This window comes from Thioclava sp. JE_KL1 (assembly GCF_009296265.1).
Taxonomy (GTDB): Bacteria; Pseudomonadota; Alphaproteobacteria; order Rhodobacterales; family Rhodobacteraceae; genus Thioclava.
In genome coordinates this window covers 305,051-329,926 of the sequence record NZ_WBJS01000007.1, presented here as the reverse complement: position 1 = coordinate 329,926, position 24,876 = coordinate 305,051, and the positions used below count along the sequence as shown (strand labels likewise).

The following is a 24,876-nucleotide window of genomic DNA, read 5'->3' as shown; positions in this document are numbered from 1 at the left end:
CGTCGCAGAGGGCGCCTCGCTCGTAGTGCTCGGCGCCGGCGGCCATGCCCGCTCGCTACTCGAGCTACTGGCGGCGCGGGGCCAACGGGCGGTGGGGTGCATCGCCCCCGGGGCGCCCACCCCTGCGAGCTGGCCGGAGGACTGCCCTTGGCTGGGCGATGACTTGGCGCTCGACGGGCTTGACATCACGCGCGTGGCGCTGGTCAACGGGGTTGGTTCGGTCGGATCAACGGCCCTCCGGCGCAGGGTCTTCGATGCAGCTCGGGCGCATGGGTTCCGCCTGCCTCCTCTGGTGCATCCCTCGGCGATCCTGACAGGGGATGCGACGCTGGCCGAAGGCGCGCAGGTGCTAGCAGGGGCGATCCTTCAAGTAGGGGTCACCGTTGGTGAAAATGCGCTGCTAAACACCGGCTGCATTGTCGATCACGACTGCGCCATCGGTGCCCATGCGCATATCGCCCCTGGGGTGACCCTGTCCGGTGATGTGCGAATCGACAGTGGTGTGCATGTCGGCACTGGCGCCGTGGTCATTCAGGGCATTCGCATCGGCCACAATGCCATCGTCGGGGCCGGCGCCGTTGTCACGAAGGACGTGGCACCGGGGGTGACGGTCGTGGGCAGCCCCGCGCGGCCATTGCAAAGAAGGTGATTTCGAGATGATGACCGACCTAAAGAAGATGACCGTGGATGCCGATGCCTCGCTGCGCCGGGTCATGGAAATCATCGACAGCGGTGCTCGCCAGATCGCGCTGGTGACCAATGAGGTTGGCGTGCTGATCGCCACCGTAACCGACGGCGACGTCAGGCGGGGCCTGCTCAAGGGGGTGGGGCTTGACGCGCCAGTTTCCGAGGTCATGCACCTGAATCCGACAACGCTGTTGAAGGGTGCCTCCGCCGCCTCGGCGCAGCGGCTGATGCGCGAGCGCGGGTTAAGCCACATCCCGGTGGTCGATCCGGAGGGGCGGTTGGTTGCGCTGGCGCTGCGCGAGGGCTTAACCGGCGTCGAGCCGCGTTCCACCCGCGTGGTGCTGATGGCGGGCGGTTTAGGGATGCGGTTGCGCCCGCTTACGGAGACCTTGCCTAAACCGATGATCCCAGTGGGCGACAAGCCGCTGCTGGAACGCATAGTGACGCGTTTCCAGGACCAGGGTTTCAGCCGCTTCACCTTATCGGTGAACTACCTCGGCCACGTGATCCGCGAACATTTCGGCGACGGCAAATGGCTCGGGGTGCAGATCGAATATATCGAGGAAACCAAGCGCATGGGCACCGGCGGCGCGCTTTCGCTGATGCCGCATAGCCCCGACGAGTCCTTCGTAGTGATGAACGGCGACATCCTGACGACGACATCCTTCGGAGCGATGATGGACTTTCATTCCGAGACGGGCTCAGCCGTGACCATCTGCGCGCGCGAGTTCAACATGCAGGTGCCCTACGGGGTACTGAACACCGAAGGCACCACCCTGATGTCCATGGAGGAGAAGCCAGTCCACAAGCATCTGGTGAACGCGGGCATCTACGCGCTCTCGCCTTTGGTCTTCGAGCATATCAAGGACGACGAGCGTCTCGATATGCCCGACTTGATCAACCGGGTGAAGGATGCGGGTCACAAGGTCTCAGTCTTCCCGGTTCGGGAATACTGGATGGACATCGGCCGGGTCGAAGATCTTGATCGCGCCCGTGCCGAATATGAGACAGTGTTCGGAAAATGAGTTCTTCTGATGGTGTTCTGGCGGTTATTACAGCGCGCGGAGGATCAAAGGGGCTGCCGCGTAAGAACGTGCGCCCACTGGGCGGGCTTCCGCTGATAGCCTGGACGGTGCGCGCCGCGCTAGAGGCGTCCTGCGTTGTCCGCGTGGTAGTCTCGACCGACAATGACGAGATCGCAGAGGCCGCGAGTAAGGCCGGAGCTGAGGTGCCGTTTCGCCGCCCGACAGAACTTGCCTCGGACACGGCGACCTCGGTCGAAGTCATGGCGCATGCCCTGAATGCGGTGTCGGGATACGACCGCGCTGTGCTGTTGCAACCGACTTCGCCGTTCCGCACGGCGGCGGACCTGGACGCGGGCTTCGCGCTGTGGCAGGGCTCGCCCGGCGCGGGGGGCTGCGTCTCGGTTTGCGCGGCGGTTGAATCGCCTTGGCTGATGTATGGCACCGACAGGCGCGGGCGGCTGGAACGGCTCCTGCCGGAACCACCCGACGGACATCGCCGGCAGGACCTGCCTAAGGCGTTATTGCTGAACGGCGCGTTCTATTTCATCGACGTGGCGCGGTTTCTTGCCGAACAGCGTTTCCTGTTCGAAGACAGCCTAGGATACGTGATGCCGGTGGACCGTTCGCTCGACATCGACACGCGAGACGATTTCGCTGCCGCCGAACGCCAACTGATGGCTTGGAGAGGGCGTATCCCTAAGACATATGCATAAACCCTTTAATTTCTCTACGAGATGGAACCAGGATACTTTTTCGAGTGGGTGTTACAGCTGATGCCTGAGTTCATTCGCTGCCTGAAGAGGCATGATTTATCCATGTCTAGTGGCATCCACACTGAAGCGGCCAGCGAGGCGAACAGCACATGCCAGCACACTCCCGGCTTGGCCCAAACTGTCGGGCTAATTGAGCGATGAAAGCTAGGCGCGCCTCTTTGGTTTATCTAGCGGCCAACCTCGCTGCCGCGGCCGTTCCTTTCACAATGCTGCCGGTGTTGGTGCGGCTTATCGACAAGGCCGAATACGGCCAAGTAGCGATCTTCCAAGCCTTCGTGAACATGACGCTAGCGATCGTCGGCGTGAATACGGTGGGCGCGGTGAAGCGGCACTACTTTGTTGCTCGCAATGACGGCGCGTCGGGTGAAGCGAGCTACGCCCACTTAATCGGCACCACGCTCGCCATCCTCGCCGCAAGCTTCGCGCTGTCTTTCGTCGTGGTGCTGGCGTTCGGGCGTTGGCTGGTTCCGCTAACCGGGCTTGACACACGCGCGCTAACGTTCGGCCTGGTGTTCGCCGCTGCCAGCTTCGTAGTGAATCTCCGGCTGGCGGATTATCAAGTGCGCGGGCGAGCGGCGGCTTTCGGAATTATGCAGGTCGGCATGGCTCTGGCCAACCTATTACTTTCACTCATCATCGTTCTGTGGTTCCTGCGCTCCGCCGAGGGGCGCATCCTCGGCGTCACGTTATCTGGGGTGGCAGTGGCAGCGATCGCGCTGGTCTCACTCGCGCGCGCTGGCCTGATCCGTTGGCCGGTACGGGCCGCTGTGAAGGAGGCGCTGGCCTTCGGCCTGCCGCTCGTGCCACACGCGTTGGGCATGTTCTTGCTAGCCTCTGCCGACCGGTTTTTTATCAAGACCTACGTCGGTCTGGCTGAGGTGGGTGTCTATGCCGCCGCGGTGCAAATCTCCTTCCTGCTACGCGTCGTAAACGATGCCATGAACAAGTCGTTCCAGCCTTGGGTCTTTGACCGGCTATCGCGGGGGAACGATACGGCCGATACGCGCCTCGATACGGGGCGGGTGGTGGTAGGCGCATTCTATCGGATCGGGGCCGTGTCGGTGGTAATGGCGGGCTTCCTAGCGCTGTCTGGGCCGTTCTTCATCCCCATACTTCTGGGCGCCGGCTACGCCGACGCCGCTGGGCTGATCCCGATTCTCGCACTTGGCACAGCTTTCCACGGCTTGTACCTCTACCTCATCAACGTGCTGCTATACACTCGGCGCACCAGCGCACTCGCCTCGACCACAATCGTGCTCGGCCTGATAAACTTGGGCCTGCTCTTCTTGCTGGTGCCGCGCTGGGGTGCGCAGGGGGCGGCATGGGCCTTTGCCATAGCGTCGCTGATGCGGGTGCTGACGGTGGGCGGGTTGTGCCGGAAGGCCTGGCCGTTAAGCTGGACGAAACCCCGTTTTTCCGTCTCTCCCCAATGATCTTGTCAGTCAAGAATACAGCGTTGAGATGGTATGCGATGCGCGCAGCGCAAGCACTACGGATGAGGCGGCTCGAGCGAATGGGCTTCGAGCGATTCACGCCCCGCCTTGCCCCCGGCAGCAGAGTGCTGATCGTTGGGGCTGGCCCGTCAGCCACTGCACCGACGGTGAGCGCCATTTGTAGCGATTTTGACGTAACTATCACGCTGAACGCAGCCTGGAAAGTGGCCCCAGAGGCCGACGTGATTTCCTATGAATTCGCATTCCGCGACACCGAGATTTTCGAACGCCAGAAGCAAGAGTGCGCCCGAATGGCCACCGATCGTCTCGTGTTCAAGCCGCACGCACTGATGATGCTGCCACGCGGCGAACTCGCGGCCGTGGCAACCCATTTCCGAATTGGCGTTTCAGATCATTGCGCGCGCTTCGTTCCGCACAACAACCTGCCGGGAGCGGTTTTGGCGAACCGTCCGGAACTGCTCACTAGGGGCAGCAAGCGCCTGCCGATCCAATGGAAAGGCAGCCTCACAATGTGGCTTGATCTGTGCTGGCTCTCGCGGGTCGGCACCATCGGTTTGATCGGAACCGACCTTGGCTCCGCCCAAGCCGACGGCCGTTTCATCGACCACCCAACGAATGCCAGTGCCGCCGCGGCCCCGCCCCTACTGGACACGCTCGAAATGCTGCATCGTCACGGCTATCTTGCCGGGATTAGCTTCCATCACTTTCATGGCAACACCCGGCTGCGTGCGATCTTGGACTAGTAGCATGGACCAGATTTTCGGCCTGACACTTTCGATGATCTTAATCACAAGACTATTGGCGTGGAAATCGCCGATGATCCTTTTTGGGGCTCAATACATGCTCGGGTCGGTGTTCCGTTCCAATTCCGACACCTATCTCATCAATTTCAGCTGGTTCACTATGTTGCTACTCGTCGCTTGGGCGATGAAACGAAACCAAGTCGACATGGATAGCTTCCGTCTGGCAGTCGGTAACATCTCAGCCCTTCGCAAAGGCGTGCTCCTCGCTGGCTTTCTATTAATCATGCTGTTCTGGCTCCAGCAGGCCAATGTCACATCGCTGGCCAGCATGAAACGCACCTCTACTTCAAGCGATCTCGCCAACGTGGCGAACGGGCTCCTCAACTTGTTCCTGAGCCCGGCATATGCGGTGCTGTTGTTCCACCGCCGCGGCAACCCAAAATGGATTTTAAGGCTCAGCATCCTGGTCTTTGCTGTGTTCGCTTTCAAAGGGTTTCTCGGCTCGAACCGTGGCGCCGTCTTGCTCCCCTTGCTACTCGTGCTCTACGCGCGTTTCGTTCAGATCAAACGGTGGCGCGAAGTGCCGAAATTCGCCTCGATTCTTGGGGTGCTCACAATTGCGGGGCTGGCCTTCATCGCCGACGTAACGGCACAACGCGCAGGGAGCAGTGCCAGTGTTGGCATCGGGATGTTCGCCGACCAGCTCGGCGGCGAACTTGGCAACGGATATTCTCCGCTAAAGGACAGCGCGGTACTGAACTACACCGCGATCATAGGGCCGATCCTGTCCCCGGTCCTCATACTTGCGCCACTATACGGCTTCATTCCACGATTTATTTGGGCAGGTAAGCCCGATGTGGGGGTTGGCCGTATCATTGGGGGAGACGTTTTCGGGACGGGCGGAGGCTCCTATGACAAAGGCGCCGGCATCCCAATCTCCGTCCCAGCCGAGTTCGAAGCTATCTTCGGCTTCGGCGGCTACGCACTCGGACTGGTCTTCGTCGGGCTGCTAGTCGCCCTAATTGGTATTCTGGCGCGGCGGCGGCCCGCGCTAGTGGTGCCCCTAGCCCTTATCGCGCCAAGTGTAATGGGCAGCGATCTCGGCCGTCTCGGCATGCAGTTCATCATTTTCACCGTTTCCTTCCTCATCATGCAGAGGGTCCTCAAGCTTCGCCTCTACCACGTGCGACACGTTCCCCCGCGTGTGCGCACAGACCAAACAATTCAGTTGCCGGAAAATGTCTAAAAATATGTCTTCCCCTATGCCCGAGCGCGGTCTCTCCCAAAACTGGCTGATCTCCTTCGGCATGCCAAAATGTGGCACCACTACGCTTGGCGCCTTGCTCTCGCTCGGCCCCGCCCTCGCAGTGCATAATGCTAAAGAGCCGAACGACTTCATAAATGAAGCGGTGGGGGGCCTGCCCCGGCTTTCGGGTTACCACATCACTGACGCGACGCGCTGGCTCGTGGATTTCTCGACTCAATACGGCATGCCGCGCCATCGCGGCGAGGTGCTCGACAAACTGGCCGCTCTTGGGCTGCTGGAGCGCACCCGTTTCATCCTCTCGCTGCGGCCCCCGGAAGCGCTCGCGCGCAGCTATTTCGAACATCTGACAACCCGCTCCGGCCTGACCACCACCGCCAATGCCGAGGAGATCCGGGCACGGATCACTGGGGCGACAGACTTCGTCGCGGCCCTCGACGCCCTGACCGCCCGGGTGGCAGCAGAGCAGATCTACGTGGTTAAATTCCAAGACCTGATTGGGGTCGAGACCCAACGTGAAACCATGTCCGCGTTAAGCGACTGGCTCGGGCTGGCGCCCATCGTCCCGAAAGACGCAATTCAACGCAATACCGCGGGTCAGGCTCGCCGTTACCCCGGTCCATTGGAGGCACTTGCCGGTCGGTTGCGTCACTTCGATGCAGTCCGCGGGCTCCCGCCCGAGCTGAGATCACGCATCAGTAGGCTGCTGTCGCGAAGGGCACCGGCCACGGCCGAAAGCTTCGACCCGCGCCTCTGGACCGATGCCGCGCTGCTCACCCAGTCCTCTGCGCTCTACGCGGCCCTGTCTACCGGTCCACTACCGACGGCGCGGCCGACTGGTGTCCCGTTGACCAATGACCCAACCGGAAAAGATCTATGCTCAACCTGAAAAAACGCCGAAATGCGATTGCCTCTGTGGCGTTGCGCCGTCAACTGCGGGCCGAGCGGCGGCGATCCAACAGCTTCGTCGTAGTTGGTTTCCCTAAGAGCGGCACCACCTGGGTGAGCCAGCTTGTCGCCGCGGCGTGCGGCTACGACTTCGAGCGCAACGACGTGCGTCTAAGCGCTGACAACGTCCTTCTGCACACCCATTCGATCCAGTTTGAAGGTCGCGAGAACCTGCTTTATGTGGTGCGTGATCCGCGTGAGGTGATCTGTTCGGCCGCTCGGACCCTGCCACCAGCGCGCAAGGCTGAGGCGTTCGAGGCGGACGGTCGTGTTCGGCCCGAATTCGCCAAGCATGTGATTGAAGCCTTTCCCGGATCAACCACCGGATACGCGAACCATTTGTCCACCGCACGCGTCAGAGACTGGCCGTTTGTGCGCTTCGAAGACCTAAAGCGCGACCCGGTGGGAACCCTACAAAAGCGGCTCACACAAGCCGCCCACCCCGCATCCCTAGACGACATTAAAGCCGCGGTCGACGCATTCGATTTCGCCCGGCTCAAAAAGGTTGGCGTGCGCGACCAGTTTCTCGCGCGCTCCGCCCTCGACTCCTGGCGCGATTTGCTGTCCCCGGCCCTCCAGGCCGATGTCGCCCGGCACTTAGGCGAAGCCGCCGCGCCTTTCGGCTACGACCTGGACCCGATCGGATGACCCGTCGTCCCCTCGCCGTCACCATGGTCACCGGCTCGCTGTCGCGGCGCGCTGGAGGCCTGTTCCACTCAGTACGTAAGCTCTCCCTGCATCTCGCCGAGCGTGGCGTTCGGGTGAATGTGATTGGCCTGTTTGACTCCGACACCGAAGCCGACCTGGAGGCTTGGGCGCCATTGCAGCCCGTGGTGCTTGGCGCAACTGCCCCAACGTCATTGGGCTGGGCGGCGGGGCTAACTCAGGCGATCGAAGCAACGCGACCGGATGTAGTCCACCAGCATGGAATCTGGCAGATGACTTCCGTAGCGACCACCCGCTTCGCTGCCCGCGGTGGGCCGACGGTAATTTCGCCGAGGGGCATGCTCGACCCTTGGGCACTGCGAAATTCGGCTTGGAAGAAACGGCTCGCTTGGTCGGGCTGGGAACGTCGCAACCTGACGCGCGCCGCTTGCCTGCATGCCTTGGCCGAGGCGGAGGCGGCGGCAATCAGGCAGGTGCTGCCCATGTCTGCTATCGCCACCGTGCCAAACGCGGTCGAGATCGGAAAACCGCTACCGATTCGCAAGTCGAGTAAAAAGCGCGCCGAGCTACTGTTCCTCGGCCGTCTCCATCCTAAGAAAGGGCTACCAGAACTTCTGTTTCAGTGGGCTAGGCTCCAGCCGGCCCTGCGCGATCAATGGGAGATTGTCGCGGCAGGACCGGACGAAAACGGGCATCGCGGCGACCTCGAAACCGCGGCCCAGCGGCTCGGCGTCGCTGGAGACATCCGCTTCGTCGGCCCGCTCAGTGGCACGGCAAAGGCCGAGGCCTTCGCCCGCGCTCGGGCTTTCGTGCTGCCATCGCATTCGGAAGGCTTGCCGATGGCCGTGCTCGAGGCTTGGGCATCGGGTCTCCCGGTCCTGATGACCCGGGCCTGCAACCTTCCCGAGGGTTTCGCCGCGGGCGCAGCCCATGAGATTGACACTGGGCCGGACCCGGTCCGCCTCGCAGCCGGCCTATCTCGCCCGGACCTCGCTGAGATGGGTCTGAAAGGGCGCGCGCTAGTGGAAGAGCGGTTTTCCTGGCCCTCTATCGCGGCGCGTCAGGAAGCCGTCTATCGCTGGGTGCTTGGCCACGGCAAGCCTGGCACGGATATTTCTTTGTCGAAAGAGAGTCAGAACTGACATGAACGAAACCAGACCTGTCAACCTCGACATTGCAGCCAACCGCAAAGCTCGCAAGTGGTCACGCCTCGAAAAAGCACGCCGCGTCCTCTGGGCGCTCGCCCTACCCTTGTTCGCTCTCAGCCCGCGCCCCCTGTGGAGTTGGCGGCGCGCCCTTCTGCGTCTCTTCGGGGCGCGGGTTGGTCGCGACGTGCATATCTATCCCAGCGTGCGCATCTCCATACCGTGGAATCTCGCACTCGAGCACGGCTGCGCTGTAGGCGATCGCGCGATACTCTATGCGCTCGGGCCAATCACTGTTGGCGCGCGCGCTACCGTTTCACAGGGCGCGCATCTTTGCGCAGGTAGCCATGACATATCGCGTGCCGATCGTCCTCTTCTGAAACCGCCGGTCACGATCAGCGAAGACGCATGGGTCGCCGCCGATGCCTTTATCGGACCTGGTGTGACTGTGGGTGCCGGCGCGATCGTGGGAGCCCGCGCAGTGGTAATGAAAGACGTAAAGGCGCAGACGATCGTTGCAGGGAATCCAGCGCGCGCGATAAAAGAACTATGACGCTCACGGTTATTATCCTTACAAAGAACGAGGCGCTGCATATCGCTCGCGCTATCGGCTCGATTAAGACAATCGCCGACCAAATTCTGGTGGTAGATAGTGGCTCTACTGACGAAACTGTCGCCATTGCGCGCGGGTTGGGGGCCACAGTTCTTGCACATCATTGGGTCAATTATGCCACCCAGTTGAACTGGGCAATTGAACATGTGCCTGAAGGGACCGAATGGATTATGAGGCTGGACGCCGATGAGGTTGTGCAACCAGATTTGGCGAATGAGATTGCTGGAAGCCTTCCCAAAGTTTCCCCTGATACTGACGGGATCTTTATCTCTCGTCGCATGTCCTTCATGCAGCGTCCGATCCGTTGGGGAGGACTATTTCCGATACGTGTGCTACGCATATTCCGTAAAGGACGCGGTCGCTGCGAGATGCGCTGGATGGACGAACATATAATTGTCGAGGGCGCGACAGCGGATTTTCGTGGCGAGTTGATCGACGACAATCTCAACTCACTAACTTGGTGGACACAAAAGCATAACTCCTACGCCAGCCGCGAAGTTATTGACATCTTAAATCAAGAGCACAGGTTTATGCCGCATGAAACCATCGGCACCTTGAGCGGCGCCACTGAGGCAGGCGTCAAGCGCTGGCTTAAAGAGCAGGTATACGCTCGGCTTCCTGGCGGTATCCGCGCTTTCATCTATTTCTTCTACCGCTACATTGTTCGGCTTGGATTTCTTGACGGTGTGCAAGGCACAGCTTTTCACGTTCTGCAAGGTTTCTGGTATCGCTACCTCGTAGATATGAAACTTTATGAAGTCAGAACGGCAATGCAGCGAGACAAACTCGATGTGGTGGCCGCAATCGGGAAGGTTCTCGAAATCGACCTCACGCCTGAAGGCGTTTCGAGCCGTCGGGTAAAAAGAGACACCGTTCTATAAATTTAAAATCACCGAGCAAGAAGTTGGAGCGAGAAATGTCAAAGCGCGCACTTATTACAGGCATCACCGGCCAAGACGGCTCCTACCTCGCAGAATTTCTGCTAGAGAAAGGCTACGAAGTTCACGGCATCAAGCGCCGGGCCTCGTTGTTCAATACGCAGCGGATCGACCATATCTACGAAGATCCCCACAGCAACCACGCTCAAATGAAGCTTCATTATGGCGACCTTTCTGACACCTCTAACCTCACCCGCCTGATCCGCGACATCGAGCCGCACGAGGTTTACAATCTCGGCGCGCAGAGCCACGTCGCGGTCTCGTTTGAGGCCCCGGAATACACCGCAGACGTAGACGCGATCGGCACGCTGCGACTGCTGGAGGCGATCCGATTTCTGGGGCTCGAGAAGAAGACCCGCTTCTACCAGGCCTCGACCTCGGAGCTTTACGGCTTGGTCCAGGAAACGCCTCAGCGTGAGACCACGCCCTTCCACCCGCGCTCGCCCTATGCCGTCGCCAAGCTCTACGCCTACTGGATCGCGGTCAATTATCGCGAGGCCTATGGAATGTATGCCTGCAACGGGATCCTGTTTAATCACGAGTCTCCCCGCCGTGGCGAAACCTTTGTGACGCGCAAAATCACCCGTGGTCTTTCCAACATCGCTATGGGTCTCGAGCCCTGCCTCTACATGGGCAACATCGACTCCTTGCGCGATTGGGGCCATGCGAAGGATTACGTCCGCATGCAGTGGATGATGCTGCAGCAGGACGCGCCAGAGGATTTCGTCATCGCTACCGGCAAGCAATATTCCGTGCGCGAATTCATCACCTGGAGCGCGCGGGAATTGGGGGTCGAGCTGGAATTCTCGGGCTCCGGCACTGAGGAGATCGCCACGGTTGCAGCTATCGAGGGCGACAAGGCACCCGCGTTGAAGCCTGGCGACGTCGTCATGCGGATCGACCCGCGTTACTTCCGTCCGGCCGAGGTAGACACGCTCCTAGGTGACCCGTCCAAAGCCAAAGAAAAGCTCGGTTGGGTGCCCGAGATCACCGCGCAGGAGATGTGTGCCGAGATGGTCGCAGAGGACCACAAGGCTGCGCGGCGCTATGCGCTTCTGAAAGAACACGGGCTGGACCTGCCGGTCTCGCTCGAAGGCTGAGGCAGTCCAATGACCAAGATTTATATCGCAGGCCATCGCGGGATGGTGGGCGGCGCGATCCTGCGCCAACTGGAGGTGCGCAAGGCTAAGGGCGAGCCACTGGAACTGATCACCCGCACGCATTCCGAACTCGATCTGACCGATCAGGGAGCGGTGCGCGACTTCATGCAGACGGAGCGCCCCGACGTGGTGATCCTCGCCGCGGCCAAGGTCGGCGGCATCCACGCCAACAACACCTACCCAGCCGAGTTCATCTACGAGAACCTGATGATCGAGACCAATGTGATCCACCAAGCCTTTGCGGCCGGGGTCACGAAGCTTCTCCAGCTCGGCTCTTCCTGCATCTACCCGAAGGCAGCCCCGCAACCGATGGCGGAGGACGCGCTGCTGACCGGCCCGCTCGAGCCCACCAACGAGCCCTATGCCATCGCGAAGATCGCCGGGATCAAGCTTTGCGAGAGCTACAATCGGCAGCATGGCGTGGACTACCGCTCGGTCATGCCGACGAACCTCTACGGGCCGGGCGACAATTTCCACCCGCAGAACAGCCACGTGCTCCCCGCCTTGATCCGGCGCTTTCACGAGGCCGCGCGCGACGGGCTAGAAGAGGTCACGATCTGGGGCACCGGCACGCCGCGGCGTGAGTTCCTGCATGTGGATGACATGGCCGAGGCCTCGCTCTTCGTGCTCGACCTCCCCAAGGCGGACTATGATGTGAACACCGATCCGATGCTGAGCCATATCAACGTGGGCTCGGGGAGCGACATCTCGATACTGGAGCTGGCGCAGATGGTCGCGAAGGTGACCGGTTTCGAAGGGCGGATCACGACCGACCCGTCGAAGCCGGATGGAACGATGCGCAAGCTGATGGATGTCAGCCGGCTCAAATCGATGGGTTGGCAAGCGCGTATCGACCTCGAAGACGGGATCGCCGAGACCTATCGCTGGTTCCTCGCAAACTACGACACAGCCAGAACCTGAGAGAGATTTATGAGCAAGACGATCCACCCCGTCCTCCTCTGCGGCGGCTCGGGCACGCGCCTCTGGCCGCTCTCGCGCAAGAGCTACCCCAAACAATTCGTCAACCTGATGGGCGAGGAGAGCCTGTTCCAGGCCTCGGCCAAGCGGCTCGCGGGTGACGGCTTCGCAGCCCCGTCGGTAATCACCGGCGCAGATTTCCGCTTCGTGGTGATCGAACAACTGGCTGCACTTGAGATCGCCCCCGCCGATATCCTCATCGAGCCCTCCGCGCGCAACACTGCCGCAGCGATCTGTGCTGGCGCTCTCGTGCTGGAAGCGCGCGAGCCGGGCGCGCTGATGCTCGTGGCGCCCTCCGATCACGTCATCCCCGATCCCGCACGTTTCCGCGCGGCGGTCGAGGCGGCCGCCCCGGCGGCCGAGGCCGGTCAGCTGGTCACCTTCGGCATCCGTCCTGAGCGCGCCGAGACCGGTTATGGCTGGTTGGAACTGAGCGAAGCTCCGGACGCGGAATTCTCAGCCACCCCGCAGCCGCTGAAATCCTTCGTCGAAAAGCCCGATCTGGCCAAGGCCGAGGCGCTGCTCGAAGGTGGGATGCACCTCTGGAATGCGGGCATCTTTCTCTTCTCGACCTCGGCGATCCTCGACGCTTTCGCGAAGCATGCGCCCGAGACATTGGCGCAGGCCAAGGCTGCCGTCGAAACCGCCGAACGCGATCTCGCCTTCACCCGACTCGCGCCCGAGCCCTGGGCGGCGCTCGATGATATCTCGATCGACTACGCGGTAATGGAGCGCGCGAACAACCTGACCGTCGTGCCCTATGGCGGCGCCTGGTCGGATCTCGGCGACTGGCAGGCCGTCTGGCGCGAGCAGGATCCCGACGCGAACGGCATTGTCGCGACTGGCCCCGCCACCGCCATCGACTGCCGCGATACACTTCTGCATTCGACGGATAGCGCTCAGGAACTCGTCGGGATCGGTCTGGAAGGCATCATCGCCGTCGCCATGCCCGACGCCGTGCTCGTCGCCCACCAGGACCGCGCGCAGGACGTGAAGAAGGCTGTGGCCGAATTGAAGGCCAAGGGTGCGGCTCAGGCCGAGACCCTGCCCCGCGACTTCCGCCCCTGGGGCTGGTATGAGAGCCTCGTCGTCGGCCAGCGCTTCCAAGTGAAGCGGATCCACGTCCACCCGGGTGCGGCACTGAGCCTGCAAAGCCATCATCACCGCGCCGAACACTGGATCGTTGTGGAAGGCACGGCGAAGGTGACGATTGATGACGAGGTGAAACTCGTGACCGAGAACCAGTCCGTCTATATCCCTCTCGGCGCTGTCCATCGCATGGAGAACCCGGGAAAGGTGCCGCTGACGCTGATCGAAGTGCAGACAGGCAGCTATCTTGGTGAGGATGACATCATCCGCTACGAAGATGTCTATGCGCGTGGGCAGGGCGCGAAGGGGTAACGGTGGCGCCGCTTCCAAGGACAAGGTAACACCAACGCCTCGAAATTCTTGAGCAAAAAAGCAAGAGCCGCGACCATCATAGTCGCGGCTTTTTGTTGGAATATCTTTCTATCGCGACGCGACAGAAGGAAAGAAAAACTGACACTCTGTTCGTGGATGCAGCCCTGCTGCCCCCTCGCGAGAACACTTACGGGAATTCGGACGAGTCGAAGGATACGATCGCAGCCCCAACTCGGTCGGCACTATCCGCCCCGGACCAATACGCGCGAGCTTCCATCCAATCCGCCTCGGAAACCGGGTCACTGAAACCAGGATCCGAAAGTTGACGAAGCCCGTAGTCCAGATGCACGAGGCGCCCCAAGATTTTCATATCATCGAGATCGATCGCGACCTCCAGCACATCTCGCCCCACCACGATACCAGAACCGGCGTCGACAACGAGATAGCGCCGAATAGCCTTCAGCAGGGACTCCGTCGGATCGAGATCCGGCTCAGGCCCCTCCGCTCTCCCGAAGAGCCAGCGATGGGCATAGCTGCAAGCCTCACCCGTCAACAGGACATACTGAAACTCGTCTTCCTTGAACGGGCCTCGCCGCGCGATCATCGACCGCGTCTCGAGAAATCCGCGCCCTTTAAGTTTGAGCGCGCCTTCGTAGCTCGTCGCACCATTCTCCAACAGCTCAAGGAGCGGACGCAGCAAGGGGTCCGCCAGCATGTTCTTGATACGGCGATAGACAAACCCATCGCCGAGCGCTTCGGCAAGACTGAGATCACGATGAATATACATCTCTCGATCGGAAATTAGCAGAAAACTGGGGTCGATTTCAGTTGCGGTCATCGATCTGGTTCCTTTGCAAAGATGTATCAGCGAGCACACGAATGTCTCTTATAACCGGTAGAGCTAAAACCAACATTGCGCGATTGCAAGGGGGTGAAACGAACGCCGAAAAGCCCTCTGCGCGACACGCTCGCGAGCAACCTCAGATCACTGCGCGCAGAGCGTGGATGGTCGCAGGAACGTCTAGCGCTCGAATCTGGTCTCAACAGAACCTATTTGAGCGCCGTTGAGCGCAGCGAGCAGAATATCTCCATCGACAATGTCTGGCGCCTCGCGCAGGCCCTCGATATCGACCCCGCTAATCTGCTCAAGGTGAAACTGCGGAGCTGATTGCTCACACGCCTCAGAATGCGATGGGCTCGAGTAGCTCCGCAATCGTCGCCAACCGCCCCCACCTTCCCCGTAGCGCTCACGCCCCAGAGCATGCCCCATGATGTCGCGCCGAATCCGCTCGTCGATCCCAGCAGCAAGCATCCGATCCTCAAACGCATGCCGAAGGCTGTAGAGAGAATGCCGCTCGCTCTCTAGCAGACCGGCGTCACGCAGATAGGTGTTCACCGTGGCACTAAGCGTGGCCGCGCCCTCGCGATAGCGCGAAAACCCATTCGGGAACGCGCGCATCGCCTCGAGCGACACCCCGTGCAGCGGCATCACCCGTTCCGCATTCTGTGTCTTCAGAACTCGCCCGATCGGCTGCAGGATCAAATGCGGGATCGGATCATCGAGCCGGATCTCCTCACGCCTCAGCGCTGCGATCTCGCTCGGGCGGAGCCCGGTATTCACCATTACCAGCAAGATCGCCCGCGCTTGCGGCTCCAACCCATCGAGCGCCCCAGGGGCCAGCAAGCGGGCCCGGACCCACGCGTCGGAGAAAGAGGGCCGCCGCGCCGCTTTCCCCTGCCGGAAGCCAAGATCTTCGAGCGGCAGTTCGAGCCCGAGCCGCTTGTCACGGCTCACGCGCCTCAAGACCGCACTGAGATGCGTCAGATCCTTGTTCGCAGAATTCGCCGTGAGCCTTTCGGACGCCATCCGCTCTGCCCACCAATCGCGAAAATCGAGGAAATCATCGCGCGTCAGATCATCAAGCGGCTTGTCACCGACAACCGCGATGAAATTCTGCACCGCCTTGATATGCGGGTAGCGCCAGCGTCGAACTTGGTCTGCACTCTTGCCCAAGGTCTTGTCGCATGCGAGCCCCCAGAACAGCTCGAGCGCCCGCGACACGGTGATCAAAGGCAGCTCCGCCCCGCCAAGAAGGGAGTCCGCTCCGAGCGGATTGCGCATCTCATCACTGGCGACCAGGTCGATACGCGCGAGTAGCTCTTGCACAGGCAGACGTGCCACCTTGCGCGCGTCGAGAAACCGGTAGCCTCGCGCCTTCGCAAACCGCTTGGCTGCAGCGAACCGCGCCTCCGCGTCTTCCGTGTCGCCATCGAGCATCGCCTCCCAGACCTCGATCTGCTCGGCCCAGAGCACCGGGGCCTTCTCTCGCGCCACCGTCTCAGACCCAGTCCGAAGACTGATAACCACCTCACGGCGCGGATCGACAGAGGCATACCCCTTGGGAACCCGCCGACGCAGATGCCAGACTTCGCCACGTTTAGTGATATTCATCGCACATCTCCGGAAAAGAGCTTTGTGTATCATCATGTGTAGCACGAAAGCCTTCCCTAGGGAATCGAATTCGTCTTAAATAACTGATTTATTTATGTTTAGTTGTGATCTCTACTTGAAAATCGAGATGTATATCTCGGAGAGGAATTCCGCCAAAAAGCCCCGAGAAGCGAACATGAGATCACGCCGCGCCTACGTCAGACGCGCCGGGCGTGATCGATCACCTGAGCAAGCACACCAGCGGCCATTTCCTGCGCGGACCGGGCATGTGCGACATATCCGAAGGGTTCGACAAGCCGCGCAATTCCCGCGTCCTCCACCCCGGCGGCACTCAAGGCCGCTTCGCGCAATTGACGCGCCCGAAGGCTTCCCTGCGCCCCGATATAGAAAGCGCGAGTCTCCAAGGCATGCGTCAAAAGTGCGGTTTCGCGCTCATGGTCGTGGAAGAAAAGCGTGACGGCCGTGCGATAATCGACATGGGCCGTATCGGGCCAGGTCTTGCCGGAAAACGCGCATGCGCCTGCAATGCCATCGCGCGTCTCCTCGGCTCCGGCATATAGCGTGACCGGCAAACCCGCAGCCTGCGCAAGCGCGGAAAATCCCCGAGGCTCGGGACCGTCGCCAAAGACCAGAACCCGCACTTTGGGGCGCAAGGTCATCGTCAGACCGCCGCGCGTCGCGCCGTTTTCGATCTGGCCATCCGGCAGCACCGTCAGCGTCGCATTTTCACGCGCGACCAGACGGCGATGCACCACGTCCAGAACCTCACGATCCGGGGCTGGCAGCAAGGTTACTTCCAGCCCTCCCCCACAAGGCAGTTGAATATCCATGAAAGGCGACCCGCGCCCGTAACGCAGCACCGTCGGAGCGCCGGTTTTCAACGCCTCCACCGCGTGAAGCGCGACATCCTCGTCGATACATCCCGACGACAAATTGCCGAACCGCCGCCCGGCACCATCGACTGCCATGCCAGAGCCGAGCGGTCGATATGACGGTCCCTCGACATGGCTGATGAAACACAGACACATTGGCCCCGGCCCCAAGAACCGAGCCAAGGGCCATTCGGTCTCGCATAGAACTGTCGTTGACTGATCCATGCCATTTACCCTCTTAGAAAGGTGTCCGTTTCTCTGCATATCTCGAACTCGGATCGGCGTCCCAAAGTCGCCCCGCCTCCTTGCGACGAAGCTCATCCAATCCCGTTGCGTGCGGCCAACGCGACACGCCGCGACGTCTTCGGACGGTTTCGCTTCGCAGGTTCAAATCTCGCGCTCTCTCCCGGACCTACGCGCCGCGCTTTGACCCGAGAGAGAGGAGTAGATCGATCACAGCGCCTGGGATCTCTTAACCGATAATCAGCACTGGAAAGGAGGCCACGAGGATCAGCACACCCAGCATCACGCCGACATAGGGCAGCGCACCGGCAAAGATGGATTCCAGGGAGACGCTCCGGTCTCCAAGCGTCGAATGCACCGTGAAGATCGAAATCCCGAAGGGCGGTGTGAGCAACCCGACCTCGACCGCAATCACCGTGATGATGCCGAACTGGATCAAGTCGTAACCAAGGTGCTGCGCGATCGGAGCTGCGATAGGAACCACGATCAGCAGGATCGAACTGCTATCCAGGATCATACCGAGAAGCAGCACCAGCAGCACATAGACGATCAGGAACCCGACCGGGCCAAAGCCGCTGCCGCTCACAAAGGCGCCGATAGCGGCCGGGATACCTGCGACGGCAAGCATCTGGCTGTAGAAGCCAGCGGCCACCAGCAGCGCGAGGATGCCGACCGAGATGGTGCCGGTTTGGCTCAGCACCGCCCAGCAACCGCGCAGGTTCAGGCTACGCCGGAAGATCGCAATGATCAGCGCCGCGAAGGCTCCGACGCCCCCGGCTTCCGTCGGGGTGAAGAACCCGGAATAGAGCCCGCCGAGAACGAAGGTCACCAGCACGATGATCGGGACGATCTTGCGCAGGAGCTCGCCCGTCGACAGGTCATCATAGGCCTGCGCCTCGGGGTCGGTCTCTTGGGCCTTGGGAGAGGCAAAGACGATGCCGGGCGCGAATTTCGCGGCCAACAGGATCCACAACACGAAGCCCGTCGCCAGCAGCGCGCCAGGCACCAGCCCCGCGATGAACATCCGGCCGATGGATTGCTCGGCCAACACACCGTAGATGATCAGAAGCAGGCTCGGTGGGATGAGCATGCCGAGAACCGAACTGCCCGCGACGGTGCCCGCGGAAAACGAGGGCGAATAGCCGTGGCGCGTCATCTCAGGCACGGCGACCTTGGTGAAAACCGCTGCCGAGGCGATGGAAACGCCGGTCACGGCGGCAAAGACAGTGTTGGCGGCCACGGTGGCAATGCCGAGGCCGCCAAGCAGGCGGCGCAGCAGCGCCTCGGCGACGTCGAACGTATCCTTGCCCACATTCGAGATGCTGACGAGGTGCCCCATCAGAACAAAGAGCGGGATCGTCGCGAAGAGATAGTTGGCAACCCCATTGTAGGCGGCGATGGACATGAGCCGCATGGAAAGGTCGAAATTGCCGCGAATGATCCAGACCCCGGCAAAGGCCACGACCAGAAGCGCCACGGCGATGCGCATCCCCAAGAGCACGAGCGCGAAGAGCACGCCAATGAGGATCAGTCCTATGGTGATGCTGCTCATGTCAGAAGTGCTCCTCAGTCGGGCGGTTCAGCAGGGTCTCGACGGCCGAAAAGATGCAGGCGAGACTGGTGACAGAAGCCCCCAGCACCACCAACAGGTGGAAGGGGAAGGTCGGCAGCGTCCAGACGCCGCGCACTCCGAAAAACTCGGAGCTGACCCAGGCGTCATGCGTATCGGGCCAGGCGGCCAGCGCCACCAGTCCGAAGATGACCGCCCCGGCAAGCGCAAACAGGCTGTCCAGTAGCCGCACCGACCGGGGCGAAAAACGCTGGAGCCCACGCATCAGGAAATCCGACCGGATCAGGGTGCCGTTCAGCGCGGCAGCCGGCAGCAGCAGGAAGACGATGGCCACGACCGAGCGGGCCGCGATCTCGGCGACGCCGATGATCGGTGCGGCCAGAAAATTGCGACCGACCACGTCGGCGACGATCAGCAACATGATGGCAAAAATCCACAGCACGCCCACCGCCGCCATCGCGTTCAGGGCAAGCTGTAGCCCGCGCCGAAGCGCGGGCAGGCTTGTAGCCAGGAGACTGGCGCGTTGCATAGAGGCTCCCTCAGTTGCGCGCGGGATCGAAGCCATGGCTTCAGATCCCGGCGGTCCAGTCACGGGCAGGTTTGATGCCACGAGCTTCCAGTTCGCCAAAATACGCTTTGGCCACCGTTGCCGCCGCCGCGCCATTGGCCTCAAGCCAAGGCTTCGCGACGTCGGGGAGCGTCTCGGCCCAGCGTTCGCGCTCTGCAGGGGCCATTTCGGTGATCTGCAGCCCGGCGCCCTTCATCTCGGTGATCGCCTCGGTCGTGCGTTTCGTGATGTAGTCGCCATGCGCGCGCGAGGTGATACGTCCCGCTTCTTTCAGCGCGGCCTGCACGGGCTCGGGCAGCCGGTCGTAGAAGCCCTTGTTCACCGCGATCCCGCCGAAATACATCGAGCCGAAGCCGACCCGCGTCAGATGCGGCGCAACCTCGTAGACTCGAGTGGGCTGGATCCCGCTGGCGAAGGAGAGCGTGCCCTCGGAAACGCCGGTCTGGATGTCGGTGTAATAGGTGGTCAGCGCGCCATCCACCGGCGTGCAGCCGGTCTCCGCCAGCCAGTTGGCCGAGGTGCCCGGCGCGTTGAGGCGGCGGTTCCGGATGTCATCGACCGAGGTGATGGGGAATTTGGCGTAGACGTCGTAGCTGTCGGTCACCAGCGAGGACAGATGCACCATGTTCTGGTCGGTCCACCCTGCGCGCAGCTCCGGCAGCTCGTCGGTCAGCTTGTCGAAGATGTCGATGGTGACGTTATGATCGACATTCGCGAAGGGGGTGAAATAGGTCACGTTCTGCAGCGGCATCGCCGAGCCTTCCCAGACCGTCCCCACCATGCCGACATCGACGATGCCGTCGCGCACCGCCGTGCGGGTGTCCTTGAACTTGTAGAGCGTGCCGCCGTAGTTCTCGTTCCAGCTCACGGAATACTCGCCGCCCGCATCCGCCAGCAGCTTTTCGAGCGCCGGTTGCAGTGCGTTCTGCATGGCGTAGACCCAGATATTGTTGGTCGGGTGGCTCGACCCGATCTGAATCGAGATGTTCTGAGCCGCGATGCTGCGGGTGTTCAGAAAGGGCAGCGCCAAGGCTGCCGAGGACATGGCCACAAAGGCCCTGCGTGTCGTTGTCATTAGTATCCTCCTCCCAAGGATGGTTCTTGTTATACGCGCTTTTTTTCGTGTCTGGCCTGACCTCGCTGCGCGCCAGCGGATCAGGTCGGCCCAGCCTCCTCCGGTTGGGCCAACGCATCGGAAAAATTGGTGAAAAAGGCGTCGGTCAGCTTCTGCGCCGTGGCGCCGATCAGCCGGTTGCCGAGAGAGGCGAGCTTCCCGCCCACCGCGATATCGGCGTCATAGCAAAGCCGCGTGCCGTCCGCCTCGGGCGCCAGCGTCACCTGCGCCGCCCCCTTGGCGAACCCCGCGACCCCACCCGAGCCTTTGCCGGACAACGTGCAGGATTGGCCGGGCACGATATCGCTCAGCGTGACCGCGCCCTTGAAGCGGGCCGAAACCGGGCCGATCTTGAGCTTCACCACAGCAGTGAATTCGGTTTCGCTTAGCTGTTCGAGGCTTTCGCAGCCGGGAATGGCTTCGGCCAGCACGTCACGGTCGAAGAGTGCCGCCCAGACGGTCTGGGGGTCGGCGCTCAGGAGCTGCTCTCCTTCAAGCTTCATGGATCGGTCCTTTGCTTTCGGGCCGCGTCGAGCGCATCAAGGATGCGCAGCGGCGTCATGGGTGTCTGGGTGAGCCGTGCGCCAAAGGGGCGCAGCGCGTCATTCACCGCGTTCATCGCGGCGGCGCCGGCAGCGGCGGTTCCCGCTTCGCCCACGCCCTTGGCGCCAAGGATCGTGTCCTCGGTGGGCGTCTCGATATGGGCGATTTCGATATCGGGCATCTCGCAGGCCATGGGCACGAGATAATCGGCGAGCGACCCGTTGGTGAGCTGGCCGTCGGCGTCGTACTGGCATTCCTCGAAGAAGGCGGGGCCAAGCCCCTGCACGACGCCGCCGCGGATCTGTTCGTCGACCAGAAGCGGGTTGATGATGCGACCGCAATCCTCGACGACCCAATGTTTCAGGATCCGCACGATGCCGGTCTCCACATCGACCTCGACCAGACTGCCCTGAATGCCGTTGGTGAAATCGAACGGGTAGCCGGAGGGCGCGAAATGATGCGCGACGGTCAGCGAATGATCGACCCCGTCGGGCAGCGTGTCGGGCCGGTAGGTGGCGACGCGGCCAATCTCTTCGAGCGTGATGCGCGCCTCGCCCGTGGCGACATCGACAACCGCGCCATCTTCGAGCCGCAGTGTCGCCGGATCGGCCTGCAGTAGCGCGCCCGCCAAAGTCAAAATCCGCTCGCGCAACTTGCGTCCGGCGCGCAGCGCCGTCTCGCCGCCGATGCCGGCGCCCCGGCAAGCCCAGGTGGCGCCGCCGCTTGGCGTGGTCGCGGTGTCGCCCGTGGTGACGCTCACCCGTTCGGGCGAAACACCCAGCTGATCGGCGACCACCTGCGCGATGATCGTCTCGGTGCCCTGCCCTTGCTCGGTGACCGAGATGGCACAATGGATGTCGCCAGAGGGCGTCATCCGCACCACTGCACCGTCCTGCGCGGAGATCCGCGCCCCGCCGACGCCGTAGAAGGCCGCGCCGGGATTGGTGATCTCGACAAAGGAGGCGATGCCGAACCCGCGATAGATGCCCTGTTCGCGCAGCCGAGCCTGATCGGCACGTAGCGCGTCGGGGTCCATCATCTCGCGCAGCTTGGCCAGACTGGCCTGATGCGAGAGCTTCTCGAACTGATAGCCGGTGGCCGAGACATGCGGATAGGCATCGTCGGCAATCAGGTTGCGGGCACGGATCTCGAACGGATCGAGGCCCGTGACCTCCGCCGCCCGTTCAACCAGCGCCTCGGTCACCGCACAGGCGATGGGATGCCCCACCGCGCGATACTGGCTTGTCTGCACCTTGTTCTGAAAGGCGACCTGCAGCCGGCCGCGATAATCAGGCATGTTGTAGGGAGCGCCCATGAGGCGGATCACCTGATTGCCCTCGGCAGCGCTGGTGCGCGGATAGGCCGAGACCGCGCCGACCGGCGCCAGATCATCGACGTCCATCGCGAGGATCTTGCCCTCCGCGTCCAGCGCCATGCGGCCCTTCACGATATGATCGCGAGCGTGGATGTCGGAAAGAAAGCTCTCCAGCCGGTCGGCCACGTAGCGCACCGGGCGCTCGAGGATCATGCTCGCCGCGACGGCGCCCATCTCTTCGTTATAGACATGCAGCTTCATGCCGAACGAGCCGCCCACATCAGGCGCGATGACGCGGACCTTGCCCTCGGGCAGACCGAAGTGGCGCGCATAGACGTCCTGGAACTGATAGGGTGTCTGCGTCCCGTGATGCACGGTGAGCGCGCCACTCGACGGGTCGAAATCGGCGATCACCGCGCGCGGCTCGAGCGTGACGGCGGTGTGGCGGCCGAAGGTGAAACTGGCCTCGACCACGTGCGCGGCATCGGCAAAGGCCTCGTTCACCGCTGGCGTCTCCAACAGCGCCTCGTAACAAAGATTGTCCCGCGCGCCACTGTTCGCCAAGGGCGCGCCGTCCTGCAGAGCCGCAGCGCCATCGGTCACCGGCTCGGAATCCTCGATATCCACCATCACCAAGTCGGCGGCATCCTCGGCCTCGGCCCGGCTCTTGGCGATGATCATCGCCACCGGCTGGCCGGTCCACAGCACTTCCTCCTCGGCGAGGATGCTCATTGGCGGGCTCTGCATGCCTGCGAAATGATCGAGCGTGCCGACCCACGGCTTGCAACGCGCGTTCAGCTCGGCGGCTGTCAGGATCCGCACAACGCCGGGGGATTGTTCGGCTTCGCTCGTGTCGATTTCGACCAGCCGACCCTTTGCCATCGGGCTACGGACGAAGACTGCGTGCAGCATGCGCGGCAGAGCGAGATCGCTGACAAAGCGACCCCGACCTGCGAGGTGGCGACGCGCATTCTCGCGGCGCTGCGACTGGCCGATATGCAGGGTCATTTCGCCGCCTCCGTCCGGGCTGCGCGGTCGCGGGCTGTGGTGTCGATAGCGTCCACGATGGCCTCGTAGCCTGTGCAGCGGCAGTAATTACCCGACAGCGCGTCGCGGATTTCGTCTCGCGTCGGCACCGGGTTCGCCTCCAGCAACGCCTGCGCGCTCATCAGCATTCCATTCGTGCAAAAACCGCATTGCAGCGCGTTGCGGTCGTGGAAATGCGCCTGAAGATCGGCCGCAGCACCGGTCTCATTCAGCCCCTCGATCGTCTCGATCGTGCTACCTTCCGCCTGCACCGCCAGCACGAGGCAGGCATGCACCGGAACGCCGTCCATAAGCACGAGACAGGCCCCGCAGGCGCCCATTTCGCAGCCCAGATGCGTGCCCGTCAGGCCCAGATCCTCGCGCAAGAAATCAGCGAGACTGGTGCGGGGGAGAACGGCTTCCTGAACCTGTTCGCCATTCACGGTCGTGCTCAACAAAACCTTCATTGAACAGCCTCCATCCGGGTCAACACCCGCCCGAGAAGGACGCGCGCGAGTTGCAGGCGACGCTCTGCCGGAAAACCGGGATCGTCGGGTGGGTCGAGATCGGTGGCCAAGGCGGCCTGAGCGCGGGCAATGGAGTCCGAAGAAAGCGGGGCGCCTTCCAGCGCGTCTTGCGCCGCGGTGGCGCGCGTCGGGGCGACACCCACTGAAAACAGCGTCACCGACGCATCGGAAACCACGCCATCGGACATATCGGCCTGTGCGGCAACGCCCACCATGGCGTAATCGCCCCGGCGACGCGCGATCTCGTCGAAGCCGAACAGCCGTCCTTCGGGAGGGAGCGGCACGTGAATGGCGGTCAGCACTTCGCCGGGGATGAGGGCTGTTTCGTAAAGGTCGAGAAAGAAATCGTCGGCGGCGATCATGCGCTGGCCTTCGGGCCCCATGACCTCAAGCTCCGCCCGCATGGCCAGCACAGCAGCCGGGAATTCAGATGCCGGATCGGCAAGCGCCAGATTGCCGCCTATTGTGCCACGATTGCGAATTGCAGGGTGCGCGACATGGGGGGCAGCGCGGGAAAGCAGCGGCGCATGGCGCGCGATCAACGGATTGGCCAGCACCTCCGCATGACGGGTCATCGCACCGATGCGCAGCGTTTGGTCCTGCAGCTCGACACCATGCAGTTCGGCAATTTGCGAGATGTCGATCAGCCGCGACGGCGCCTGCAGACGCAGCGCCATCGAGGGCACGACACTGTGCCCGCCCGACAGGTAGACGGCGTCGCCTCCCGCGTCGGAATGGAGCGCCCATGCCTCAGCAAGACTGCGCGCACGCAGGTATTCGAACGATGGTAATTTCACTTATCCTCCTCCGGCCCGCAGCTCTCCCCAGCTACAAAGTGACCATTTGGTAAC

General features: G+C 62.1%; 24 protein-coding genes and 1 pseudogene. 15 read left to right on the top strand and 10 right to left on the bottom strand.

Annotated elements, in window-relative coordinates; genetic code table 11:
- The first annotated feature begins 25 nt into the window (after positions 1-25).
- The 14 genes from F8R15_RS15685 to F8R15_RS15620 all read left to right on the top strand — a co-directional run bounded on the left by F8R15_RS15685 (position 26) and on the right by F8R15_RS15620 (position 13,795).
- On the top strand, positions 26-649 hold the full coding sequence (locus F8R15_RS15685) for an acetyltransferase (RefSeq protein WP_368731077.1): 624 nt from the start codon (positions 26-28) through the stop codon (positions 647-649).
- A 7-nt stretch (positions 650-656) separates the two neighbouring features.
- On the top strand, positions 657-1,712 hold the full coding sequence (locus F8R15_RS15680; protein ID WP_152845204.1) for a nucleotidyltransferase family protein: 1,056 nt from the start codon (positions 657-659) through the stop codon (positions 1,710-1,712).
- A complete protein-coding gene (locus tag F8R15_RS15675) occupies positions 1,709-2,425 on the top strand; it encodes an acylneuraminate cytidylyltransferase family protein (RefSeq protein ID WP_152845203.1) in 717 nt (238 codons plus the stop codon). The genes F8R15_RS15680 and F8R15_RS15675 overlap by 4 nt, the downstream gene beginning before the upstream one ends.
- A gap of 218 nt (positions 2,426-2,643) precedes the next feature.
- The gene (locus F8R15_RS15670) at positions 2,644-3,918 is read left to right on the top strand and encodes a lipopolysaccharide biosynthesis protein (RefSeq protein ID WP_172976242.1); all 1,275 of its coding nucleotides are present in this window, start codon (positions 2,644-2,646) and stop codon (positions 3,916-3,918) included.
- 80 nt (positions 3,919-3,998) lie between these two features.
- Positions 3,999-4,682, top strand: coding sequence for a hypothetical protein (locus F8R15_RS15665; protein ID WP_152845201.1), 684 nt, complete (start codon positions 3,999-4,001; stop codon positions 4,680-4,682).
- A 4-nt stretch (positions 4,683-4,686) separates the two neighbouring features.
- On the top strand, positions 4,687-5,928 hold the full coding sequence (locus F8R15_RS15660; protein WP_152845200.1) for a hypothetical protein: 1,242 nt from the start codon (positions 4,687-4,689) through the stop codon (positions 5,926-5,928).
- Positions 5,929-5,944: 16 nt separating this feature from the next.
- The gene (locus F8R15_RS15655; protein ID WP_152845199.1) at positions 5,945-6,835 is read left to right on the top strand and encodes a hypothetical protein; all 891 of its coding nucleotides are present in this window, start codon (positions 5,945-5,947) and stop codon (positions 6,833-6,835) included.
- Positions 6,823-7,542, top strand: coding sequence for a sulfotransferase domain-containing protein (locus F8R15_RS15650; RefSeq protein ID WP_152845198.1), 720 nt, complete (start codon positions 6,823-6,825; stop codon positions 7,540-7,542). The genes F8R15_RS15655 and F8R15_RS15650 overlap by 13 nt, the downstream gene beginning before the upstream one ends.
- Positions 7,539-8,702, top strand: a complete 1,164-nt coding sequence (locus tag F8R15_RS15645) for a glycosyltransferase (RefSeq protein ID WP_152845197.1) — start codon at positions 7,539-7,541, stop codon at positions 8,700-8,702. Before F8R15_RS15650 ends, F8R15_RS15645 begins: the two co-directional genes overlap by 4 nt.
- A gap of 1 nt (position 8,703) precedes the next feature.
- Complete coding sequence (locus tag F8R15_RS15640; RefSeq protein WP_152845196.1) at positions 8,704-9,258, top strand: acetyltransferase; 555 nt, start codon at positions 8,704-8,706, stop codon at positions 9,256-9,258.
- A complete protein-coding gene (locus tag F8R15_RS15635; protein ID WP_152845195.1) occupies positions 9,255-10,199 on the top strand; it encodes a glycosyltransferase family 2 protein in 945 nt (314 codons plus the stop codon). Before F8R15_RS15640 ends, F8R15_RS15635 begins: the two co-directional genes overlap by 4 nt.
- Positions 10,200-10,234: 35 nt before the next feature.
- Positions 10,235-11,356, top strand: coding sequence for a GDP-mannose 4,6-dehydratase (gmd, locus tag F8R15_RS15630; RefSeq protein WP_152845194.1), 1,122 nt, complete (start codon positions 10,235-10,237; stop codon positions 11,354-11,356).
- A gap of 9 nt (positions 11,357-11,365) precedes the next feature.
- A complete protein-coding gene (locus F8R15_RS15625) occupies positions 11,366-12,337 on the top strand; it encodes a GDP-L-fucose synthase (RefSeq protein WP_152845193.1) in 972 nt (323 codons plus the stop codon).
- Positions 12,338-12,346: 9 nt separating this feature from the next.
- A complete protein-coding gene (locus tag F8R15_RS15620; protein ID WP_152845192.1) occupies positions 12,347-13,795 on the top strand; it encodes a mannose-1-phosphate guanylyltransferase/mannose-6-phosphate isomerase in 1,449 nt (482 codons plus the stop codon).
- Between the two features lie 187 nt (positions 13,796-13,982).
- Here F8R15_RS15620 and F8R15_RS15615 read toward each other — a convergent pair whose 3' ends face one another.
- Entirely contained in the window at positions 13,983-14,633 is a 651-nt protein-coding gene (locus F8R15_RS15615; protein WP_152845191.1) for a hypothetical protein, read from the bottom strand.
- Positions 14,634-14,726: 93 nt separating this feature from the next.
- Here F8R15_RS15615 and F8R15_RS15610 point away from each other — a divergent pair, with 93 nt between their 5' ends.
- The gene (locus F8R15_RS15610; RefSeq protein WP_075777684.1) at positions 14,727-14,963 is read left to right on the top strand and encodes a helix-turn-helix domain-containing protein; all 237 of its coding nucleotides are present in this window, start codon (positions 14,727-14,729) and stop codon (positions 14,961-14,963) included.
- A 150-nt stretch (positions 14,964-15,113) separates the two neighbouring features.
- Here the strand turns inward: F8R15_RS15610 and F8R15_RS15605 are convergent.
- From F8R15_RS15605 to F8R15_RS15565, 9 genes and pseudogenes are all read right to left on the bottom strand, one after another.
- Positions 15,114-16,247, bottom strand: a pseudogene (locus F8R15_RS15605) (DUF6538 domain-containing protein); the annotation flags it as partial.
- A 197-nt stretch (positions 16,248-16,444) separates the two neighbouring features.
- On the bottom strand, positions 16,445-17,275 hold the full coding sequence (locus F8R15_RS15600; RefSeq protein ID WP_253732679.1) for an XdhC family protein: 831 nt from the start codon (positions 17,273-17,275) through the stop codon (positions 16,445-16,447).
- A 316-nt stretch (positions 17,276-17,591) separates the two neighbouring features.
- On the bottom strand, positions 17,592-18,914 hold the full coding sequence (locus tag F8R15_RS15595; protein WP_078572507.1) for a TRAP transporter large permease: 1,323 nt from the start codon (positions 18,912-18,914) through the stop codon (positions 17,592-17,594).
- Position 18,915: 1 nt separating this feature from the next.
- Positions 18,916-19,461 carry a TRAP transporter small permease subunit gene (locus tag F8R15_RS15590; protein WP_172976241.1) on the bottom strand — a complete coding sequence of 182 codons (546 nt, stop codon included), beginning with the start codon at positions 19,459-19,461 and terminating at the stop codon, positions 18,916-18,918.
- A gap of 40 nt (positions 19,462-19,501) precedes the next feature.
- Positions 19,502-20,575 carry a C4-dicarboxylate TRAP transporter substrate-binding protein gene (locus F8R15_RS15585; RefSeq protein ID WP_078601945.1) on the bottom strand — a complete coding sequence of 358 codons (1,074 nt, stop codon included), beginning with the start codon at positions 20,573-20,575 and terminating at the stop codon, positions 19,502-19,504.
- 80 nt (positions 20,576-20,655) lie between these two features.
- Positions 20,656-21,117, bottom strand: a complete 462-nt coding sequence (locus tag F8R15_RS15580) for a CoxG family protein (protein WP_078572504.1) — start codon at positions 21,115-21,117, stop codon at positions 20,656-20,658.
- Positions 21,114-23,480 (bottom strand): xanthine dehydrogenase family protein molybdopterin-binding subunit, encoded by a 2,367-nt coding sequence (locus F8R15_RS15575; protein WP_152845188.1) that lies wholly within the window; start codon positions 23,478-23,480, stop codon positions 21,114-21,116. Before F8R15_RS15575 ends, F8R15_RS15580 begins: the two co-directional genes overlap by 4 nt.
- Positions 23,477-23,965, bottom strand: a complete 489-nt coding sequence (locus F8R15_RS15570) for a (2Fe-2S)-binding protein (RefSeq protein ID WP_152845187.1) — start codon at positions 23,963-23,965, stop codon at positions 23,477-23,479. The genes F8R15_RS15575 and F8R15_RS15570 overlap by 4 nt, the downstream gene beginning before the upstream one ends.
- Positions 23,962-24,822 (bottom strand): xanthine dehydrogenase family protein subunit M, encoded by an 861-nt coding sequence (locus F8R15_RS15565; protein ID WP_078572501.1) that lies wholly within the window; start codon positions 24,820-24,822, stop codon positions 23,962-23,964. Before F8R15_RS15565 ends, F8R15_RS15570 begins: the two co-directional genes overlap by 4 nt.
- Positions 24,823-24,876: the final 54 nt, after the last annotated feature.

Excerpts from the sequence above, each read along its gene's own strand:
- F8R15_RS15680 (WP_152845204.1), top strand. The coding sequence starts at position 657 with ATGATGACCGACCTAAAGAAGATGACCGTGGATGCCGATGCCTCGCTG.
- F8R15_RS15675 (WP_152845203.1), top strand. The coding sequence starts at position 1,709 with ATGAGTTCTTCTGATGGTGTTCTGGCGGTTATTACAGCGCGCGGAGGA.
- F8R15_RS15665 (WP_152845201.1), top strand. The coding sequence starts at position 3,999 with ATGGGCTTCGAGCGATTCACGCCCCGCCTTGCCCCCGGCAGCAGAGTG.
- F8R15_RS15660 (WP_152845200.1), top strand. The coding sequence starts at position 4,687 with ATGGACCAGATTTTCGGCCTGACACTTTCGATGATCTTAATCACAAGA.
- F8R15_RS15655 (WP_152845199.1), top strand. The coding sequence starts at position 5,945 with ATGCCCGAGCGCGGTCTCTCCCAAAACTGGCTGATCTCCTTCGGCATG.
- F8R15_RS15650 (WP_152845198.1), top strand. The coding sequence starts at position 6,823 with ATGCTCAACCTGAAAAAACGCCGAAATGCGATTGCCTCTGTGGCGTTG.
- F8R15_RS15645 (WP_152845197.1), top strand. The coding sequence starts at position 7,539 with ATGACCCGTCGTCCCCTCGCCGTCACCATGGTCACCGGCTCGCTGTCG.
- F8R15_RS15640 (WP_152845196.1), top strand. The coding sequence starts at position 8,704 with ATGAACGAAACCAGACCTGTCAACCTCGACATTGCAGCCAACCGCAAA.
- F8R15_RS15635 (WP_152845195.1), top strand. The coding sequence starts at position 9,255 with ATGACGCTCACGGTTATTATCCTTACAAAGAACGAGGCGCTGCATATC.
- gmd (WP_152845194.1), top strand. The coding sequence starts at position 10,235 with ATGTCAAAGCGCGCACTTATTACAGGCATCACCGGCCAAGACGGCTCC.
- F8R15_RS15625 (WP_152845193.1), top strand. The coding sequence starts at position 11,366 with ATGACCAAGATTTATATCGCAGGCCATCGCGGGATGGTGGGCGGCGCG.
- F8R15_RS15620 (WP_152845192.1), top strand. The coding sequence starts at position 12,347 with ATGAGCAAGACGATCCACCCCGTCCTCCTCTGCGGCGGCTCGGGCACG.
- F8R15_RS15615 (WP_152845191.1), bottom strand. The coding sequence starts at position 14,633 with ATGACCGCAACTGAAATCGACCCCAGTTTTCTGCTAATTTCCGATCGA.
- F8R15_RS15600 (WP_253732679.1), bottom strand. The coding sequence starts at position 17,275 with ATGTGTCTGTGTTTCATCAGCCATGTCGAGGGACCGTCATATCGACCG.
- F8R15_RS15595 (WP_078572507.1), bottom strand. The coding sequence starts at position 18,914 with ATGAGCAGCATCACCATAGGACTGATCCTCATTGGCGTGCTCTTCGCG.
- F8R15_RS15590 (WP_172976241.1), bottom strand. The coding sequence starts at position 19,461 with ATGCAACGCGCCAGTCTCCTGGCTACAAGCCTGCCCGCGCTTCGGCGC.
- F8R15_RS15585 (WP_078601945.1), bottom strand. The coding sequence starts at position 20,575 with ATGACAACGACACGCAGGGCCTTTGTGGCCATGTCCTCGGCAGCCTTG.
- F8R15_RS15580 (WP_078572504.1), bottom strand. The coding sequence starts at position 21,117 with ATGAAGCTTGAAGGAGAGCAGCTCCTGAGCGCCGACCCCCAGACCGTC.
- F8R15_RS15575 (WP_152845188.1), bottom strand. The coding sequence starts at position 23,480 with ATGACCCTGCATATCGGCCAGTCGCAGCGCCGCGAGAATGCGCGTCGC.
- F8R15_RS15570 (WP_152845187.1), bottom strand. The coding sequence starts at position 23,965 with ATGAAGGTTTTGTTGAGCACGACCGTGAATGGCGAACAGGTTCAGGAA.